Consider the following 18,530-nt stretch of genomic DNA (forward strand, 5'->3'; position numbering starts at 1 on the left):
ATTTAAGTAGTAAAAAGGGCTTCAATTGAAGCCCTTTTTGTTTTGCTGTTATACCAATTCGCCTAAATGACTAGTTGATATTAGTTTGTCTCGAAATTCACTTCTGTATCTTGCGTTAACGTAACATCTTTTGTTTGATACAAACTAAAATCTGCATCTATCGTTTCGGCATCATCTAAATGACCTAAGCACGAATACCCTACTTTGTAATCTCCAGAACCAATAAATGCTATCTCATATTCACTCTCGACATCTAAGTTTGCGGTTGCTACTGGCGCTGAGTCTTCATCACTGATGTCGCTTGGCACTGCAACATCCGCTTTATAAAGATAAATAACGTGTTTGTACTCTCCGACTAGAGGAGCTAGGTCCGCGTTATCTGCTATACATGCATTTTTCACAGACTCGCTAACCATGCCCTCAATCTCGAAACTGGTTAACAGATTTTCCAAACGGACAGCTGTTGGTTTTAGATAAACGGTGTCATCATTTCCGCGCTTCAACAGCGCCTTATTTAAGTCAAACTCCAATACGATTTGGTTCTCACCTTCATTTAACGAGAAGTTATTGAGTTGGATCTCACCTACGCCATCGTTACCTTTACGGGTTACGGCTAGTGGTGCTTGACTACCATCTAAAAAACGCACGCTAGAGGTTAAATCGAAATTAGACCCCGCACTACCATTTACAACATCGGCTCTGATCCACTCATAATCACCAGCATCGATCTCTTGGTCATTTACAACCAAGTAGATATCATCACCCGTATATTCAAGCAGATTGATTTTCATTGGATTACCCTGCGCATCTAAGGTATCAAATGTGACATCTTCTTTTCCAGATGCTCTAAATGTCAGCCGTTGAATAACAAGGTTTACCTCTGCAAGATTATTCACAGCAGCATCTGATACACCAACACTTACGGTGGTTTTTTGGGTCGGTTGCGTGGTGTTGTTGTCGTTTGAGTCAGAACCTGAACCGCCACCGCATGCAGCGAGTATCATTGCCGAGGCAATTGCTGTTAAAACTGGTTTGTACATGATGTTTTCTCCTCTTCTAAGTCTTAAAGAATAGGAAGCGCACCATGAATAAATAATTAATATAAACGCAATAATTTGAAATACCTTCAAATCAACGCAGAAGATTTGGCATTTTCTTATTGAATGTCATAAGTTTAATGTATCAAACTTATTGGAGTGTGGCCGTGAAGTTTAAACACAAAGTCGTATCCGTCTCTGCGCTTGTGCTGCTTGCAGCATTACTGATCTTATCTGTTATTCAATACATTTCCGTGCAATCAGCAATCAAAGCACAAGCCGAACAAAGTGTGAATGAAATAATTCAAGGAATTGGTAACACTGTCACTGCGCAAATGAAAGGAGCAACCGATCTCGCCGCGCTTGCTACCAATCTCGTTGCTTCCACTGACACCTTAGACGCAGCCTTTCCTATCCTCTCGCAGCCACAGCTCACAACCTCTTTCCTACTGATAGGTTATGGTGAAGAGCAAACAGGAAAATATGTCGCTAGCGATCCAAATTGGAACCCTGGTGCAAACTGGGACCCGAGAAAGCGACCTTGGTATACCGACGCAAAAACTGCACGAAAGCTCATTATCACAGCACCTTACGCTGATGCAGTAAGCAACGAAATTGTGGTATCAATCGGTGCACCAGTGTTTAAACAAGGTCAATTCAACGGCGCGATTTTTTACGACGTTAGTTTGGCAAAACTCGGCGAAATGATTAACTCGTTTAACCTGCTAGACGCGGGTTTTGCCTTTATGGTGAGTAAAGACGGGTCGACTATCTCACACCCTGATGTAAAACTAAATGGTAAGTCTTCTCGTACATTTCTCGGTGATATAAGTATCTCAGAAAATATCCAATACGTTGAAGTCAACGGCGAAGACAAATTAGTGCAGTTTAAAGAAGTCGAAGGCTTAGATTGGTATTTAGGGGTGATGCTGGATGAAGACACCGTTTTTGCCGCACTTTCACGACTGCAAAGAGATGCAGCCATATTTGCCTTTATTTCTGTGGCGCTCGCGACTGTGCTACTTTCTTTTGTGATTAGCTTATTATTAAAGCCGCTTGATGAAATCAACACCGCCATGGCAGCTATCGCACGCGGTAATGCGGACTTAACCGTACGATTAAATACCGAGCATGAACCCGAATTTGCAGCACTGGCGCAAAATTTTAATGCCTTTACCAGTAGCTTACAGTCTCTAATAGCGAATATTCAGGGTCTAGGCCATGAAGTTTTAAACGATGCTCAACAAACATCTAAGGTTGCAAATAAAGCCAAACTTTCGATTCAAGAGCAATTAGCGAGTATCAAAGTCCTTGATGAAGCGACAACACACATGTCTGCAACTGAACATCAAGTAACACAATCTGCCCATGAAGCCGCTGAAGCAATTAAAACCACCGACCAAGTTGCTCGCCAAGGAGAAAAAATCGTTGCAGAAACAACGGAGACAATTCAAGAGCTATCTAATCAAATCAGTTCGGCAATGACCGTAGTTACGGAGTTAGAAAGCTCGTCTACAGCTATTGAGCAAATATTATCGGTTATCAACAGCATCGCTGAGCAAACCAATCTCCTAGCGCTCAATGCTGCCATTGAAGCCGCAAGGGCCGGTGAGTCTGGCCGCGGCTTTGCCGTCGTTGCAGACGAAGTAAGATCGCTTGCACAAAGAACACAAGAAGCCACAACTGAAATCCGTGGAATGATAAGTCAACTACAGTCAGGTTCAGAAAGCGCGGTTACTGTAATGAAGCAAAGCCAACACTATGTCGATAAAACGGTTGAAAAGGCAGAGCAAACTCGAGCCGCGCTTGAAGATATGCGTAGTGCCATTCGCCATATTGTCGATTTGAATTCCCGCATTGCTGATATGCTGAATGAGCAAAATGACATTGTAAATAACGTGAATAGCAGTAGCTCATCAATTCGTGGTATTTCCGAGTCGGTGTATAGCGAAGCTAAGAGCGTAGATGCCACCATGCAGTCTCAAGTAGAAAAGATAACAACCCAAGAACAACTACTTGAGCAATTCAAAGTTTGATTATCGGTAAACTAAACCGTTACTATAGAGACAGTTGTAAAGCGGCGCGATGCCAAGAGATAAAACATGAAAGCGAATTTGCAGGAATTATTTGAACAGTATTTTCAGATAGCTGAACAGGTTCAGATCAACCTCTACCCGGTTGATGACAATATGGTTCCAGAAAACGAATATCAATTAGAAGCTGCAATTCCGCCGCTATTTAAGCTCGCTAACGAAATTAATGAGTTAGATCTTAATGCCCTGCGACCACTTCGTAATCTGGGTGATATTGCCAATGAGTTAGCAGCTTATTTGCAGGCGCAATCACGTAAGATTGATTTAATTATCAGCCATATTCTCGCAACCGAAGAGCCTGACGACAGTCATCTATTTTGTGACAGCTACGGCGGCGGCGGCCTGACCGCAACGTTAGAAGCAGATTATGAGGTCGGACAATCGTTACGAACTAAAATATTTTTGCGCAATGAAGCCAGTGCTATCTTTTGCTACTCAGAAGTCATTGCCAAGCAAGATGGTAAGTTCACCCTCGCCTTTACCGCTATTAGAGAAGCGGATCAAGAGTTGCTCGTACGGGCGAGCTTACACGCCCAGACCAGACAACTTAAGCTGAAGCAGCAAAAAGACCAATAAGGCATTTAACGCATTAAGTGCCTTCTTTAAATGCTCAATTATCTTCACAAAACTTACTGACACACCTGAGGTTAATGATAAACTATAGGCTTATTATTATATGGTGATGATTTAATGAGTTTTACTTTACTCCCAGAATGGGCACCACAAGATGCAATCATGCTTACTTGGCCGCATTCTGATACCGATTGGAGCGACATTCTCAGTGACGTTGAACCTGTGTACGTTGCACTTTGCCAACATATTACCCAAGTTCAAGAAGTCGTTATCGTGGCGCATAATGAAGCGCTAAAACAGCATATCGAGAACCTACTCGGCGCAGCTGAGGTTAGCTTAACCAAGTGTCACTTTGTTGTGACGCCTTGCAATGACACATGGGCCCGTGACCACGGTCCACTTACAACGCAAACAAGTACAGGAAATCTATGTATTAAGGATTTCACCTTTACGGGTTGGGGTAATAAGTTTGCTGCGGATTTAGACAATAAGATCAATCTGCAGCTAGCCAAACAGGTCCTCAACCCAAACTGTACCTTTGAAAAAGTTGACGTGGTACTGGAAGGCGGCGGCATTGAGATCAACGAGTCCAATGTCTTATTGACCACTTCAGAGTGTCTGTTGAACCCAAATCGCAATCCACATCTAAGTAAAATCGAATTAGAACTATTGTTGCAAAAAGAGTTGGGTGCTGAGTCATTCCTGTGGGTAGATCATGGATACTTAGCCGGTGATGATACGGATAGTCATATCGACACGTTAGTGCGTTTTGCACCAGATAATACCTTGGTATATGTTAAGTGCGACGACAAATCAGACGAGCACTATGATGCCCTCAATAAAATGGAACAGCAGCTACGCACATTCCGCACCCCAAATGGCGATCCATACCGTTTGATTAGTTTACCTTGGCCTAGTGCTAAGTTTGATAACGAGGGGGAGAGATTACCTGCAACCTATGCAAATTATCTGATCTTGAATAAAACGGTGTTAGTACCTATCTATGGCGACGACAAAGATCAAGAAGCGCTGGACAAAGTCTCTCTCGCCCACCCAGAAAGAACGGTAATTGGCGTAAACTGCCTACCAATCATCCATCAATTCGGTAGCCTGCACTGTATTACGATGCAGTTACCAAAAGGTTTTTTAAGGTAAGTACCATGACTGAAAAAAACATCAAAGTTGGTATTGTTCAACATAGCAACTCTACAGATCTCGTAAACAACTTTGCGAAAACCTGTGACGGTATCCGAAAAGCGGCAAGTCAGGGTGCTAAGCTTATCGTGTTACAAGAATTGCACCGCAGCTTGTATTTTTGCCAGACTGAAGACACCGATCTCTTCGACTTAGCGGAAACCATTCCAGGCCCAAGCACAGACTCACTAGGCGCACTTGCAAAAGAGCTGAATGTTGTCATCGTTGCGTCGTTATTTGAAAAGCGCGCAACAGGGCTTTATCACAACACCGCGGTTGTACTTGAGTCTGACGGTACGATTGCAGGCAAATACCGTAAAATGCACATTCCTGATGACCCAGGTTTTTATGAAAAGTTTTACTTCACCCCTGGCGACATGGGCTTTACTCCAATTCAGACTTCTGTAGGCAAATTAGGCGTACTGGTGTGTTGGGATCAATGGTTCCCTGAAGGTGCACGCCTGATGGCAATGGCGGGCGCTGAGTTTTTAATTTACCCAACTGCAATTGGCTGGGATCCTCGCGATGATAAAGCAGAACAAATTCGTCAACGAGATGCTTGGATAATTGCACAGCGTGCACATGCAGTCTCTAACGGAGTACCTGTGATTAGCGTTAACCGTGTTGGCCATGAATCAGACCCTTCAGGTCAAAGTGAAGGTATTCAATTCTGGGGCAATTCTTTTGTTACCGGTCCACAAGGCGAAATGTTATTGCATGCATCTGAAGAAGCTGAGGAAATCTCTGTTGTTGATGTTGATCTTGCACGCAGTGAATCTGTTCGTCGCATCTGGCCGTATTTAAGAGACAGACGAATCGATCACTATCAGGATCTTTGCAAAATTTATCGCGATTAATAAATAGGAGTAATCAATGGCGAATGTGCAATGGAACAATTTACCTTGGGTAAAATCAAACAAGGATAAAATTTCGTGGGGTAATTTGGTTGGTAGTAGCTTGTCACTGTGTTTGAGTGAGCACATCCAACAACATGACAACTTAGTTGTACTCGTCACCCCCGATACACCCTCTGCACTTCGCCTTGAGCATGAACTGGCGTATCTTTTAAAAGACACGCCTGTCATGATGTTTCCTGACTGGGAAACATTACCCTATGATCACTTTTCACCACATCAAGACATTATTTCTCAGCGTCTTGCGACGCTAAATACACTCAAACAGGAAAAGCAATCCGTACTCATCATTCCTGTTTCAACCCTCATGCTACGTACCGCACCACCTAGCTTTATCCACGGCATGAGTCTTCAGGTAAAAAAAGGTGACACGGTAGACGCACAAAGCTTGCGTGATACCTTAACTCAAGCGGGTTATCGTCATGTTCAGCAGGTAATGGAGCACGGTGAGTTTGCTGTTCGAGGCTCCATTATTGATTTATACCCCATGGGTAGCCCACTCCCCTTTAGACTAGATTTCTTTGATGATGAGTTAGACTCCATTCGTCATTTTGATATCGAAAGCCAACGCTCAAACGATGAGATTGATGCTATCGATTTATTACCGGCGCACGAATTTCCAACCAATGCAGAAGACATTGAACGCTTTAGAATTAATTACCGTGAAGCGTTCGGCGCAAGTAGTGAAAAAGACAGTATTTATATGCAAGTCAGTAAAGGGAACTGGCCAGCGGGTATAGAGTACTATTTGCCGCTCTTTTTTGATTCGTTAGCAACGGTGTTTGACTATTTGCCTGAAGATACCGTATTTATGCCTTTTGGCGATATTGAATCTGCAGCGCAAACCTTTTGGCAAGACGTATCTAAACGCTACGAAAGTCGCCGGGTTGACCCACTTCGCCCTCTACTTTCACCAGCCAAGCTATATCAGCCAATAGAGACCTTGTTTGAAGGCCTTAACGGCTTCTCTCGAATAAAGCTTAGTCAAGCGATGCTAGGAACCAAAGCGGGCAATAACAATGTCGCAGCGGAATTAATCGACGATGTCCGCATTGAGCATAAACAAGCTAATCCATATCAAAAAATCCTCGATTACATCGCTGCTGAGAAAAAGCAAAAGTCTCGGGTGTTATTCAGTGTTGAATCAGAGGGCCGACGAGAGTCACTGCTTACCTTATTAAAACCAACAGGTCTAAAGCTTAAGCCTTATAAGCGCATTGCAGAGTTTGTCTCTAGCGACTCAGATGTTGGTATGGTCGTCACTCCACTTGCTACCAGTGTGAAACTACTGGATAAAAAATCGCTGTCTATCATCACCGAGCAAGAGCTGTTAGGTGTTAAGATCTCCCAAAAGCGCCGCCGTAAACATAAATACGAACAAGGGCAAGATGCCCTGATCCGAAACCTCGCTGAGTTAAAAGAAGGTCAACCTATTGTTCATTTAGATCATGGTGTAGGCCGCTATTTAGGGCTAGAAACCATAGATGCAGCGGGTATTGCGACCGAGTTTGTGACTATCATCTATGCCAATGACGCTAAACTTTATGTGCCTGTTTCTTCACTTCATATGCTCAGTCGTTACTCGGGAGGTGAAGAAGCTTCTGCACCACTTCATAAACTGGGTAATGACGCCTGGGAAAAAGCAAAACGCAAAGCGGCTGAAAAAGTCAGAGATGTCGCAGCTGAACTCCTAGACATATACGCAAAACGTCAAAGTAAACCGGGATATGCATTTAAGCTAGATGCGAGCGCCTATCGAGACTTTTCTGATAGCTTCCCATTTGAAGAAACAGACGATCAACGCAATGCAATCACAGCCGTACTTGCAGACATGCAATCAAGCCTAGCGATGGACAGACTCGTTTGTGGTGATGTTGGCTTTGGTAAAACCGAAGTGGCCATGCGTGCTGCATTTGTTGCCGTCAACGATAGCAAACAAGTGGCTGTCTTAGTACCAACTACACTCCTAGCCCAACAACACTTCGAGAACTTTAAAGACCGTTTTGCCGATCTGCCTGTTGAAGTCGGTGTGCTTTCGCGTTTTAACTCAGCGAAAGAACAAAAAGAAACGTTACAAAAACTTGATGAAGGCAAAATTGATATTGTGATAGGCACCCATAAGCTTATTCAAGAAAACATCAAGTTCGCCGATTTGGGTCTGTTGATTGTTGACGAAGAACACCGCTTTGGTGTGAGGCAAAAAGAAAAGATTAAGCAGCTAAGAGCGGATGTCGACATTCTTACCCTTACCGCAACCCCAATTCCGCGCACACTGAATATGGCAATGAGTGGTATGCGTGATCTCTCTATTATCGCGACACCGCCAGCCAAACGATTAGCAGTAAAGACCTTTGTGCGAGAGCGCAATGACGAGCTTATCCGCGAAGCAATTCTGCGCGAAATCAAGCGTGGTGGACAGGTTTACTTCCTCCACAATAACGTCGAGACGATAGATAAAATCACCGCTGATATCTCCGCGCTCGTGCCAGAAGCCAACGTCACCACTGCCCACGGACAAATGCGTGAAAAAGAACTTGAGCACTTGATGGGCGAATTCTATCACCAAAAGTATAACGTGCTTGTGTGTACAACCATTATTGAAACCGGTATCGATATCCCCTCTGCTAATACTATCATTATGGATAGAGCCGATAAACTCGGATTGGCACAGTTACATCAGCTTCGCGGCCGTGTAGGACGAAGCCATCACCAAGCATACGCATACCTACTCACGAAGAATAGCCAAGCCTTAACTAAAGACGCGGTCAAGCGCTTACAGGCTATAGAACAACTCGAAGACTTAGGCGCAGGTTTTGCCCTTGCCACCCACGATTTAGAGATCCGTGGTGCGGGTGAGTTACTGGGAGACGACCAAAGCGGTCAAATTCAAACCGTTGGCTTTACGCTGTATATGGAAATGCTGGAACAAGCAGTTGAAGCTTTAAAAAATGGTAAAGAGCCGACTCTCGATAACCTACTCCAGCAGCAAAGCGAAGTTGACCTGAAGTTCCCAGCACTGCTACCGGATGATTACATTCATGATGTAAATATTCGCCTTAGCATGTATAAACGCATTGCTAGCACAAAGTCGCTGGCAGAGCTTGATGAGCTACAAATTGAATTAATCGACCGTTTTGGGCTGTTGCCAGATGCGGCTAAAAACCTCTTTGCGGTGCAGTCTGTTAAGCTAAAGGCAACCCAATTAGGCATTAACAAGGTCGAAGCAAACCCCAAAGGTGGCTTCTTCGAGTTCAGTAGTCATACAAAAGTTAACCCAACATTCATCATAGGATTGATACAAAGTAGCCCGTCAACCTATAGAATGGAAGGCGCAAATAAACTGAAGTTCCTGATCGAAGAAAAAAATGGCCAAGAGAGATTAAAACTGGTCAATGCGATGATTGATGACTTTGAGAAAAAGGCTGTAGCATGAAAACAATAAAAAGTCTGGCCATCCTAGCGGCTTTGGTAAGTAGCGCGTCTGCACATGCCACCCGTTGGTTTGAAGTAGAAATGATAGCATTTGAGCAAGAGCCTAGTTTCTCTTTGCGAGAAGACTTTAGTATTGAACCTGAGCCGCTCAACCGGAAAAACATCAAGTCACTATTATTCGACGGTTTTAATACCACCGGCTATAAACTATGCTTAGAAGGCAGTGAGCAGTTTGCTGAGCACGACTTTATTCGTGGATTAACGTCGGGTGCACGCTCCAGTTCTTGCGATCCAGATGCAAACTATGTTGAAAAATTCGGCACTTTGCCTCTTTCACCGCAAGTTGAGCCACAAGAACATATGGACTCAATTTATTTATTGAATGAGTCACAGTTTAATTTTTCTAACAAAATTGCCGAGTTAAAACGTAAAGGACTCAAGCCACTGTTGCACACTGGTTGGCGATTCCCTGAACAAAGTAACAAGCGTGCTCCCAACATCGAAATTATTGCTGGCAAACAGTTTGCGCCACCATCCAGTTATAGCGTAACTGAAAATGACGATCAGTTTTCGTCACTATCGAAGCGCTTTAATATTCAAGAATCAAAAGAGCAAGTGCATTGGCAACTTGAAGGCTTGATTAAAATTCACGTGAGACACTACCTTTACGTGACCACGGATTTAGATTTAAAGTACGAAGACGGCAACGACATTCGTACTGCTCGTATGTCCCAATATACACGCGTGTATAGCGGCGACATACATTACTTAGATCACCCCAAACTTGGGGTCATCTTTCAAATAAGAAAATACAAACATTAGACGGGCAACCCTATGAAAAAATTACTAACTGCTGCTGCGCTACTCACCCTAGTCGGCTGTTCTAAAGTAAGTTTAGAAAACTACAATAAGCTAGAAGTAGGCATGGACAAAGCTGAAGTTGAGAACATTCTTGGCTCTGCTGATAAATGTGAAGAGAAAACGCTACACACCAATTGCATTTGGGGAAGCGAAGACAAGCACATTAAAGTAACGCTGCTTTCAGATAAAGTAACTCTTTATTCAAAGAAAGGTATTGAATAATCCTGAAACTTGTTATCGAGACTCAATAATAAATTGATTGAGTCTCATACCTTCCATCACTCAGTAGTTAAATAATGTTATAAAATTAGTGTCAAATAAGTTATCTCTCTTTGAACAAATATTCAATTCGTAAACCAATCAATACAATTAATTTTTAATCTCCCCAATACAACAACAATAAATTTAACAATTAATAACAAGATACTAAAAAAACGCGTAAATACTAGCTGCACAGTATAAAATGTAACAAATTAATTTTGAAAAAGTAAATTATCAATTGAGTGTGTAAATTTGTAATTAATCTAAATATAGTCGCTATTGCATACATAGATATGCTAAAAAATAGGAATAATTATGAAAATCAATACACTCTCATCGTCGATCAAAGCGGCTTTAGCCGTAAGTGCGACAATCGCAGCGGTATCTCCAGCAGTATACGCAGAAGAACAAGACGCAAATCAAGCTGTAGTAGATAAAGTTGAGCGCATAGAAGTAACAGGTTCACGTATTTCTCGAGTTGATCTAGAGTCAACACAACCTATAGAAACAATTGACTCTGAATATATAAGTAAACGAGGTACAACTAACTTAGCATCAGTGTTAGAGGAAGTCCCTGGTATCGCGCTTGCAGCGACAGCAAACCTTTCAAATAACGAACAAGCCGCTTCCCAAGGGGTTGGTCAAAGTACCGTTAATTTGTACGGACTGGGTTCTCAACGTACCCTATCTCTAGTTAATGGTGCACGTTTTGTTTCAAGTAATTCACCTGTAGGTGGCGGTAGTGCACCTGGTAGTCAGGTAGATATAAACAATATCCCGGTTTCTCTTATTGAGCGAGTAGAAGTAGTTAAGGTGGGTGGTGCCCCAGTGTATGGCGCCGATGCAGTTGCAGGTGTTGTAAACTTTATCTTAAAAACTGACTATGAAGGTGCCGAATTCTCAGCTGACGTAACGAATTATGACGAAGCAGGTAAGTACGATAAGTCATTCCGCGGTTTATTTGGCGGAAACTTCAATGAAGATAAAGGCAACTTAGTTTTTAGTTTTGAATACCAAGATCAGAAGAGTATCTTAGCATCCGAATTACCATCATGGGTTGACCAATGGGGTGGTTATACGCCTTTGGGATCTGACGCGGTAGTTGATGCCGATGGCAACCCTGTTGCAGGTCAACGTCGTTTATACCCAAATGGTAGAGCTGGAATTCTATCAAACTCTGGTCTTATCACTCCAGGACCGACAGCGGTAGTTAATGCGGGTTTAGGTGCGTGGCCAGACGGTTCATTTTTACAATTTGACCCAAGTGGTAACGGGCAATTAATTCCTTTCAACACAGGAACACCTACAGGTAATGCTGTTTGGTCTTCTGGTGGTGACGGCTTGGACCTTGCTGAATCTAATACTGCTCGAGAAGGGTTTGAGCGTTACAACTTTACTATATCAGGTAATTATAAGCTTACAGATGATGTCAACATGTCTGTACTAGGCTTCTTTAACTCATCAGATGCGGTAAATGAAGGTTACCAGCCAAACAAATATAGTTCTGGTCTATTCGGTGGCCTTGGCGCTGCACTTAAATTCGACACAGACTATGTTTACTTACCAAGTGAAACAAGGAATCGCCTTGAAAACTACCTTGGTGGTCCTGGTGAGTTTTATATGCACAAAGCTTGGACTTCACTGGGTAAACGTAAAATTACCAATGAATCTGATGTAAGAAGTATAAAAATTGGCTTTGATGGCTATTTTGAACTGGGAGAAAACGAATGGAAATGGGATGTCTTCTATCAACAGGGTGTAAGCAAAATATTCTCTCAAGACTTTAACATCAACGAAAATCGCTTCTTAGCGGCTATCGATGTTGGTTATAACAATGGCGCTATTGACTGTAAAGCCAACTATGTCGACGGCTATCACGACAAGTATACAACTAGCGGTTTTGGTGTAACAGAAACCCAATCAGTACTGGGTGAAGTTGGCAAGTGTGTTGCGTACAACCCATTTGGCCCTGCTTCTCAAGAAGTTCTTGATTATATCACCTACCCTGCAATGGGTTATTCACGTGTTGAACAAGATATCCTTCAAGCGTTCACCACAGGTGATATTATCGAATTACCTGCTGGTTATTTAGCAGCCGCATTTGGTTACGAAAGACGTACAGAAAAAGCAAGCTTTAGTGAAGATGGCACAAATGTGTTAAACAGTGGTTTGGCTAATGCATCTACTTCAGGTTCGTATACTACACAAGATTTATTTGCGGAAATCAGTCTACCGCTAGTTTCAAGCGACATGGATATTCCACTTGTAAATACGCTGAGCGTTGACGCTTCGTTCCGTAGAATTGACAATGATGCAGCGGGTAAAGACAATGTATGGGCTGTAGGTCTAAATTACCAGCCAATCAGTGACCTAATGGTTAGAGCTAACTATTCAGAAACCGTTAGAGCACCGTCTGTTACCGAACTATTTTTACCAGTAATTCAAGACTCTCAATTCGGCACAGATCCTTGTGATATCAATAATATAGATAAAGGTCCAAACCCAGCAACAAGAAGAGCTAACTGTGAAGCTGCTGGTGTACCAGATGGTTATAAGGCGGTATCAGGCAATGCTTCAAGGGTTGGTACAACTGGTGGTAATGTAGATCTTGAAAGCGAAAAAGCAGAAGGTTTAAACATTGGACTTGTTTATGCTCCAGAGTGGTTTGAAGGCTTCAGCTTTAAAATTGATTATATAAAGATCGATATTGAAGACGCGATTGTTGACTTCACTCTCACCGACATCTTAAATGCATGTTACGACTCTACTAATTACCCGAATGAGTTCTGTGGTAAATTTAGACGAGGCGCAGACTTCCAGATCCCTGCTGATAAAGCGTTTGAATCTGGCTATGTAAATGCTGCACTTCAAGAGTTTGAAACATATGAATATGAGGTCATGTTCAAGCGTCCATTGCACCAATATCCGCTTATTGGTGGATTACTACCTGAAAACTCTGGTGAGTTAGGTATTCGTTCACGTCTATATAACCTTAAAAAGGACGCTGAATCTAATACCGGCTTCGACTTCGAAGACAATACAGGTGAATACGAAAACCCAGATTGGCGTGGTGATTTAAGATTTGACTATACTCTCGAAGACATTAACGTGTATTTTGATGTTGAGTACCACGGTGAAGGTAATCGCAACAACGACTCTACTAATTTCTATGATTATATCGATCAAAACGGTAATCCGTATAACAAGATCCAATCACAGACTTTATATACTTTAGGTGGTTCATATTACCTGAATGATAATGCCATTGTGCGTTTCCGAGTGGATAATCTATTCGATTGGTACCCAAGTGTTCGTGAGCTATCAGTTGCTAGATACACTTATGGCCGTGTATTCAGCGCTGGTTTCACGTACAAGTTTTAAAATTTATTAGTACGTTATAAAGCTAGATGCCATTTCATGAGTGAAATGGCATCTTTTTAAGGCTTCTTTTTGCCCCCTGAACAGAGATTTTAACAGTACAACCCTTGCATGTCTTAATACTTGCTCAATTTGAAGAAGCAAATCTGACACTGACTGCGTTAAAAACTTCTCATTTCGAACGATTAAATAGCAAAATTTTCGCTTTGCCCACAGGATGTAGGTACCTTGGCGTAAGCAGGATGCGGAAGCGGTGTTATTGACAAGTTCCTCTCGCCTAAAAATAGATCACTTAATTAAGCGCATTCGTATAAGACTTCCAGCTACGCACCTACTGCACCCAAAGTACAATTCCAACGAAGCATATGGGAAGTAATTCAGATTCACTAATCAAATTGAACTACATAAGATTTAAGGTTAAATATATAACTTGCAGGTATTTGGAGTTATGCAACCTTGTTAAGAATTGTCTCGCACATCAGAGATGGTGCGCCAATCAATCCAAGTAATTCACTCAGTGAAACTTACCTAGTTTTAAAGCTTTATAATTGATTGAATGGCTATTTTTATCGGCCAAATCATGTTCAGCTATTGCATTGACATAATTTCAGTATGACTTTCACAGTAATTTCCAATTCAATAATTTAAATATTACCGCTTACTACTGTTAAATTTTTACAAATTAAAAAGGGCCGTAAAGGCCCTTTACAACAAGTAGAAACTAGCAAAAACAAGGATTAGCGCATTGCCATCATCATTTTAGCCGGTTCCTCTAGGAAGGTTTTCCATAAATTATTGAAACGTGCGATCGTGCCACCATCGATAATACGATGGTCGCCAGACCAACTTACTTGCATGATAGAGCGCGAAACCACATTACCTTCTGCATCGAAGCGCGGTAACTGCTGCACTTTGCCAAGCGCGACGATAGCAACTTCTGGTTTATTAATAATCGGTGTTGCAACCGTGCCACCAATCGCCCCTATGTTTGAGATTGAGATAGTACCGCCTTTCAGTGAATCAGGAGATACACGCCCTTCTCTCGCCGCTTCTGTCAGTTCAGTAACAGACTGGGCAACTTCTACAATCGATTTGCTTTGGCATGATTTAATATTTGGTACAAGAAGACCCAGCTTGCTGTCCACCGCCATACCAATATTGTGGTCATCAAAATAAGTGATTTCCGTACAGTCATCATTTACTTTTGCATTCAAAATTGGGAATTCGTTGATTGCAAGTGATAACGCCTTGATAAAAAATGGCATCATCGTCAGCTTCACGCCTTGTTTGGCATATTGCTCCTTCAGAGCACCACGAAGCGCTATTAAATCGGTTAAGTCAATCTCATCGCAGTAAGTGAAATGTGGGATCGTCGATACAGAGGCCACCATCTGTTTAGCCATCGCCGCTTTCATACCACGTAGAGGCTCAACTCTTTTACCACCTTCTGAGGTAGTAGTCAGCTTTTGTGGTTGAGGCTGTACCGTTGTACTAGCTTCATTCGTGGTCGAAGCGCCACTTGCACCGTGCTCAAGGAAATGTTCGATGTCCTCTTTATAAACACGACCATTTTTACCAGAGCCTGGCACTTCAGAGAGGTCAACACCAACTTCGCGCGCCTTACGGCGTACTGCTGGAGAGGCAATCGCTTTACCATTTTTTGGCAAACTACGCGTAGCCTCATCGTTTGCAGTAGCAGCTCGTGCAGTACTTTCTTTAGGTTTGTGGACATCAGCGATTGGATCGTCTGATTTTCCGGCGTGAGATGACGCCAACTTCATTTGAAATAGCGGACTATGCACCTGTGCTATCTCGCCTTTTTGATAATAGAGTTTTTCAACAATACCATCGTACTTGGCTGGAATTTGCACTAGCGCCTTGTCAGTCATTACATCACAAACGGCCTGATCTTCTTTGATTTCATCACCTTCAGCGACAAGCCATTCAACAATTTCGCACTCAACAATGCCTTCACCAATATCTGGTAAGATAAAGTCTTCTAGTACAGCACTGGTTGAAGTTGTTGGCGAGGATTGAGGTGCTGATTGCTCCGGCTGAGCAGCTTGCTCGCCGGCAACATCCATTGCAAACAAAGGTTCATGCACCTTTGCAATTTCACCTTTTTCGTAATGCAGCTTAGTGATCACACCGTCATGTACTGCAGGGATCTGCACTAGTGCCTTATCCGTCATCACGTCACAAATAGGTTGATCTTCTTTTACTTCGTCACCAACAGCCACCAACCACTCGACGATTTCGCATTCTACGATGCCTTCACCAATATCTGGTAAGATAAATTCTTTAGCCATAACTTATCCTTAAAATTCCATAGAACGTTTGATAGCGGCGAACACTTTCAGTGCATCTGGCACATACTCTTTTTCAAGTGCTAGAGGGTATGGCGTGTCTAATCCACAAACTCGCTCAATTGGAGATTCTAAATGCAGGAAACACTCTTTTTGTATGGTTGCTGCAATCTCAGCACCAAAACCATTTGTGATTGGCGCTTCGTGGCTCACGACCAAACGACCTGTTTTAACCACGGACTTGGCTACCGTGTCCATATCCCAAGGAAGAATGCTTCTTAAGTCGATTATTTCACAGCTAATACCCGCTTCTTCAGCTTTTTGCGCCGCTTGTTCGATGATTTCCATCTGCGCGCCCCAAGCCAATAGCGTTATGTCAGTACCTTCTTTAATCACTTCGGCTTTACCAAGCTCGATGCTGTAATCTTCTTCTGGCACTTCACCAACAGAAGCGCGATACAAGCGCTTAGGTTCAAAGAAAATAACCGGGTTATCGTCTTTAATGGCAGCACGCAGTAGGCCTTTTGCTTGATACGGGTTACGCGGTACTACAATTTTAAGACCAGGTGTATGCGCAAAGTAAGCTTCTGGCGATTGTGAATGATATAGACCACCTGCAATACCACCACCGTATGGCGTACGAATTGTTAAGTTACCCACATCAAACTCATTACCTGAGCGATAACGGAACTTGGCCGACTCGTTCACGATTTGGTCAAATGCCGGGAAGATATAATCCGCAAATTGAATTTCAGCAAGCGCAGGGGCACCAAACGCAGCAAGACCATTGGCAAAACCCAAAATACCTTGTTCAGTCAATGGTGTATTAAAAACACGATGTTTTCCGTATTTTTCTTGAAGGCCTGACGTTGCACGGAATACACCACCAAAGTAGCCAACATCTTCACCAAAAATACAAGCCTGCGGATGCTCCGCCATCGTGATATCTAGCGCCGAATTAATGGCGTGTAGCATGTTCATTTTAGCCATTATTTAATTCTCCCTGCTGTGACTGGGTATGCGTCTGGATAAGCTTTAATATGCGCTTTCAATTCATCATATTGCTTCTGCAGCGATGGAATTGGCGTGTCATAAACATCTGAGACCAGATCTTCTAATGCAGGCTTCTGTACTTTCTCTGCAACCTTCAATGCAGCCAAGATATCTTCACGGATTTTTTCTTTTTCCGCATCATCTTGGGCTTCATCCAGCCAACCTTGTTTTAGAAGCCATTGCTTAAATCGATTTACCGGGCAACTATTTTTAAATTCAGCTTCTTCGTCTTTAGTACGGTAACCAGACGGATCATCAGAAGTAGAGTGCGCACCCAATCGGTATGCAATAGATTCAATCATCACAGGCTCACCGTTTTCAACTGCAATTTTACGCGCAGCTTGTGTCGCGGCGTAAACGGCAAGCGCATCGGCACCATCCACACGGATAGTTTTTATACCATAGCCAACACCGCGAGCGGCAATACCATCACCTTTGAACTGTTCATCCGCAGGTGTTGAAATCGCATAACCGTTATTACGTGCATAGAAGATAACTGGTGAACCATGTACTGCTGCCATGTTTAGACCAGCGTGGAAGTCACCTTCTGACGCAGCACCTTCGCCAAAATAGCAAATCGTGACGTTATCGATTTCAGACGTTAGCTCGCCGGTTTCTTTATCAATGTGTTTTAACTTTTGGCCGTACGCATAGCCCGTTGCTTGAGGAATTTGCGTTCCTAGCGGCGACGAAATAGTCAGGTAATGTAATTCTTTAGAACCATAATGCACAGGCATTTGGCGGCCTTTGCCTAAGTCCTTCTCATTCGAGAACAACTGATTCATGAACTGCTCAAGCGAAAAACCACGATAGTGAATTGCGGCTTGCTCACGGTACTGAGCCATGATCATGTCATCTTCTTTTAGCGCTGCAGCACTTGCCGTAACAGCGGCTTCTTCGCCAAGACATTGCATGTAGAAGCTAATACGTCCTTGACGCTGAGCACCTTGCATACGCTCGTCAAGTAAACGAATAAACCGCATTGTAGAGTAAATTCTTAATGCCGTTTCTTTATCAATATCTGGTGCTGTTGCACCGTCTAAAACATCGCCTTGGTCACTTAAAATCTTTAATGTAGGGATATTGAGTGCATGACCATCTATAAATTCCAGCGCGTGGCTGATATTTAAGGATATATTATTGGGGTTAGTCATAACCTACCTTCTCTTGTTGTCATAACAAACTTACGGAGTTCAAACCCGACTTTCTCATACGAGATCTGGTTTCAGATTGCGTAAGACGAAAAGAGTCTTAACTCACCTCGCATTTATGATTGTGTTAATTGGTCTTGATCACATTCGTGGTTAGTATGAATAACTGGTCTAACAACTTATCAAAGACTGAATAATATTTGCGATTTAAGTAAGTAAATTAAATTAAAGCGTTTCAACTTTACGTTAACGTAAACGGTTATTCAACTAATCCTAG

The 18,530-nt window shown here is 42.7% G+C and carries 12 protein-coding genes; 8 read left to right on the top strand and 4 right to left on the bottom strand.

Annotated features, from left to right (window positions below; translation table 11 throughout):
• Positions 1 to 80 precede the first annotated feature (80 nt).
• Complete coding sequence (locus tag GSF04_RS14270; RefSeq protein WP_211857565.1) at positions 81 to 1,040, bottom strand: DUF4382 domain-containing protein; 960 nt, start codon at positions 1,038 to 1,040, stop codon at positions 81 to 83.
• A 164-nt stretch (positions 1,041 to 1,204) separates the two neighbouring features.
• Between GSF04_RS14270 and GSF04_RS14275 the strand changes: the two genes are divergently transcribed.
• The 8 genes from GSF04_RS14275 (at position 1,205) to GSF04_RS14310 (ending at position 13,746) form a co-directional block, all read left to right on the top strand.
• Entirely contained in the window at positions 1,205 to 3,073 is a 1,869-nt protein-coding gene (locus tag GSF04_RS14275; RefSeq protein WP_188249524.1) for a methyl-accepting chemotaxis protein, read from the top strand.
• 66 nt (positions 3,074 to 3,139) lie between these two features.
• Entirely contained in the window at positions 3,140 to 3,706 is a 567-nt protein-coding gene (locus GSF04_RS14280; protein ID WP_010372743.1) for a hypothetical protein, read from the top strand.
• Between the two features lie 114 nt (positions 3,707 to 3,820).
• Positions 3,821 to 4,858 (top strand): agmatine deiminase family protein, encoded by a 1,038-nt coding sequence (locus GSF04_RS14285; protein ID WP_211857566.1) that lies wholly within the window; start codon positions 3,821 to 3,823, stop codon positions 4,856 to 4,858.
• 5 nt (positions 4,859 to 4,863) lie between these two features.
• Positions 4,864 to 5,754, top strand: coding sequence for a carbon-nitrogen hydrolase (locus GSF04_RS14290; protein ID WP_017217436.1), 891 nt, complete (start codon positions 4,864 to 4,866; stop codon positions 5,752 to 5,754).
• 16 nt (positions 5,755 to 5,770) lie between these two features.
• Entirely contained in the window at positions 5,771 to 9,244 is a 3,474-nt protein-coding gene (gene mfd / locus GSF04_RS14295; RefSeq protein WP_211857567.1) for a transcription-repair coupling factor, read from the top strand.
• Positions 9,241 to 10,065: a CsiV family protein gene (locus GSF04_RS14300; RefSeq protein ID WP_211857568.1), complete on the top strand. Its 825-nt coding sequence runs from the start codon at positions 9,241 to 9,243 to the stop codon at positions 10,063 to 10,065. The genes mfd and GSF04_RS14300 overlap by 4 nt, the downstream gene beginning before the upstream one ends.
• A gap of 12 nt (positions 10,066 to 10,077) precedes the next feature.
• Complete coding sequence (locus tag GSF04_RS14305) at positions 10,078 to 10,326, top strand: hypothetical protein (RefSeq protein ID WP_017217439.1); 249 nt, start codon at positions 10,078 to 10,080, stop codon at positions 10,324 to 10,326.
• A gap of 354 nt (positions 10,327 to 10,680) precedes the next feature.
• A complete protein-coding gene (locus tag GSF04_RS14310) occupies positions 10,681 to 13,746 on the top strand; it encodes a TonB-dependent receptor (protein WP_211857569.1) in 3,066 nt (1,021 codons plus the stop codon).
• Between the two features lie 734 nt (positions 13,747 to 14,480).
• On the opposite strand, the gene GSF04_RS14315 is transcribed toward GSF04_RS14310, so the two are convergent.
• Genes GSF04_RS14315 through GSF04_RS14325 form a run of 3 tightly spaced genes read right to left on the bottom strand, consistent with a single transcriptional unit; the run spans position 14,481 to position 18,256 of the window.
• The gene (locus GSF04_RS14315) at positions 14,481 to 16,052 is read right to left on the bottom strand and encodes a dihydrolipoyllysine-residue acetyltransferase (RefSeq protein ID WP_211857570.1); all 1,572 of its coding nucleotides are present in this window, start codon (positions 16,050 to 16,052) and stop codon (positions 14,481 to 14,483) included.
• Positions 16,053 to 16,061: 9 nt separating this feature from the next.
• Positions 16,062 to 17,039 (bottom strand): alpha-ketoacid dehydrogenase subunit beta, encoded by a 978-nt coding sequence (locus tag GSF04_RS14320; protein ID WP_010604720.1) that lies wholly within the window; start codon positions 17,037 to 17,039, stop codon positions 16,062 to 16,064.
• Positions 17,039 to 18,256, bottom strand: coding sequence for a thiamine pyrophosphate-dependent dehydrogenase E1 component subunit alpha (locus GSF04_RS14325; RefSeq protein WP_010372716.1), 1,218 nt, complete (start codon positions 18,254 to 18,256; stop codon positions 17,039 to 17,041). Before GSF04_RS14325 ends, GSF04_RS14320 begins: the two co-directional genes overlap by 1 nt.
• Positions 18,257 to 18,530 lie beyond the last annotated feature (274 nt).

The sequence above is a fragment of the Pseudoalteromonas sp. A22 genome (assembly GCF_018141345.1).
Lineage (GTDB): Bacteria > Pseudomonadota > Gammaproteobacteria > Enterobacterales > Alteromonadaceae > Pseudoalteromonas > Pseudoalteromonas maricaloris.

Bases quoted from the DNA above. Each gene is read 5' to 3' on its own strand.
- GSF04_RS14270 (WP_211857565.1), bottom strand. From the start codon at position 1,040: ATGTACAAACCAGTTTTAACAGCAATTGCCTCGGCAATGATACTCGCT.
- GSF04_RS14280 (WP_010372743.1), top strand. From the start codon at position 3,140: ATGAAAGCGAATTTGCAGGAATTATTTGAACAGTATTTTCAGATAGCT.
- GSF04_RS14285 (WP_211857566.1), top strand. From the start codon at position 3,821: ATGAGTTTTACTTTACTCCCAGAATGGGCACCACAAGATGCAATCATG.
- GSF04_RS14290 (WP_017217436.1), top strand. From the start codon at position 4,864: ATGACTGAAAAAAACATCAAAGTTGGTATTGTTCAACATAGCAACTCT.
- mfd (WP_211857567.1), top strand. From the start codon at position 5,771: ATGGCGAATGTGCAATGGAACAATTTACCTTGGGTAAAATCAAACAAG.
- GSF04_RS14300 (WP_211857568.1), top strand. From the start codon at position 9,241: ATGAAAACAATAAAAAGTCTGGCCATCCTAGCGGCTTTGGTAAGTAGC.
- GSF04_RS14305 (WP_017217439.1), top strand. From the start codon at position 10,078: ATGAAAAAATTACTAACTGCTGCTGCGCTACTCACCCTAGTCGGCTGT.
- GSF04_RS14310 (WP_211857569.1), top strand. From the start codon at position 10,681: ATGAAAATCAATACACTCTCATCGTCGATCAAAGCGGCTTTAGCCGTA.
- GSF04_RS14315 (WP_211857570.1), bottom strand. From the start codon at position 16,052: ATGGCTAAAGAATTTATCTTACCAGATATTGGTGAAGGCATCGTAGAA.
- GSF04_RS14320 (WP_010604720.1), bottom strand. From the start codon at position 17,039: ATGGCTAAAATGAACATGCTACACGCCATTAATTCGGCGCTAGATATC.
- GSF04_RS14325 (WP_010372716.1), bottom strand. From the start codon at position 18,256: ATGACTAACCCCAATAATATATCCTTAAATATCAGCCACGCGCTGGAA.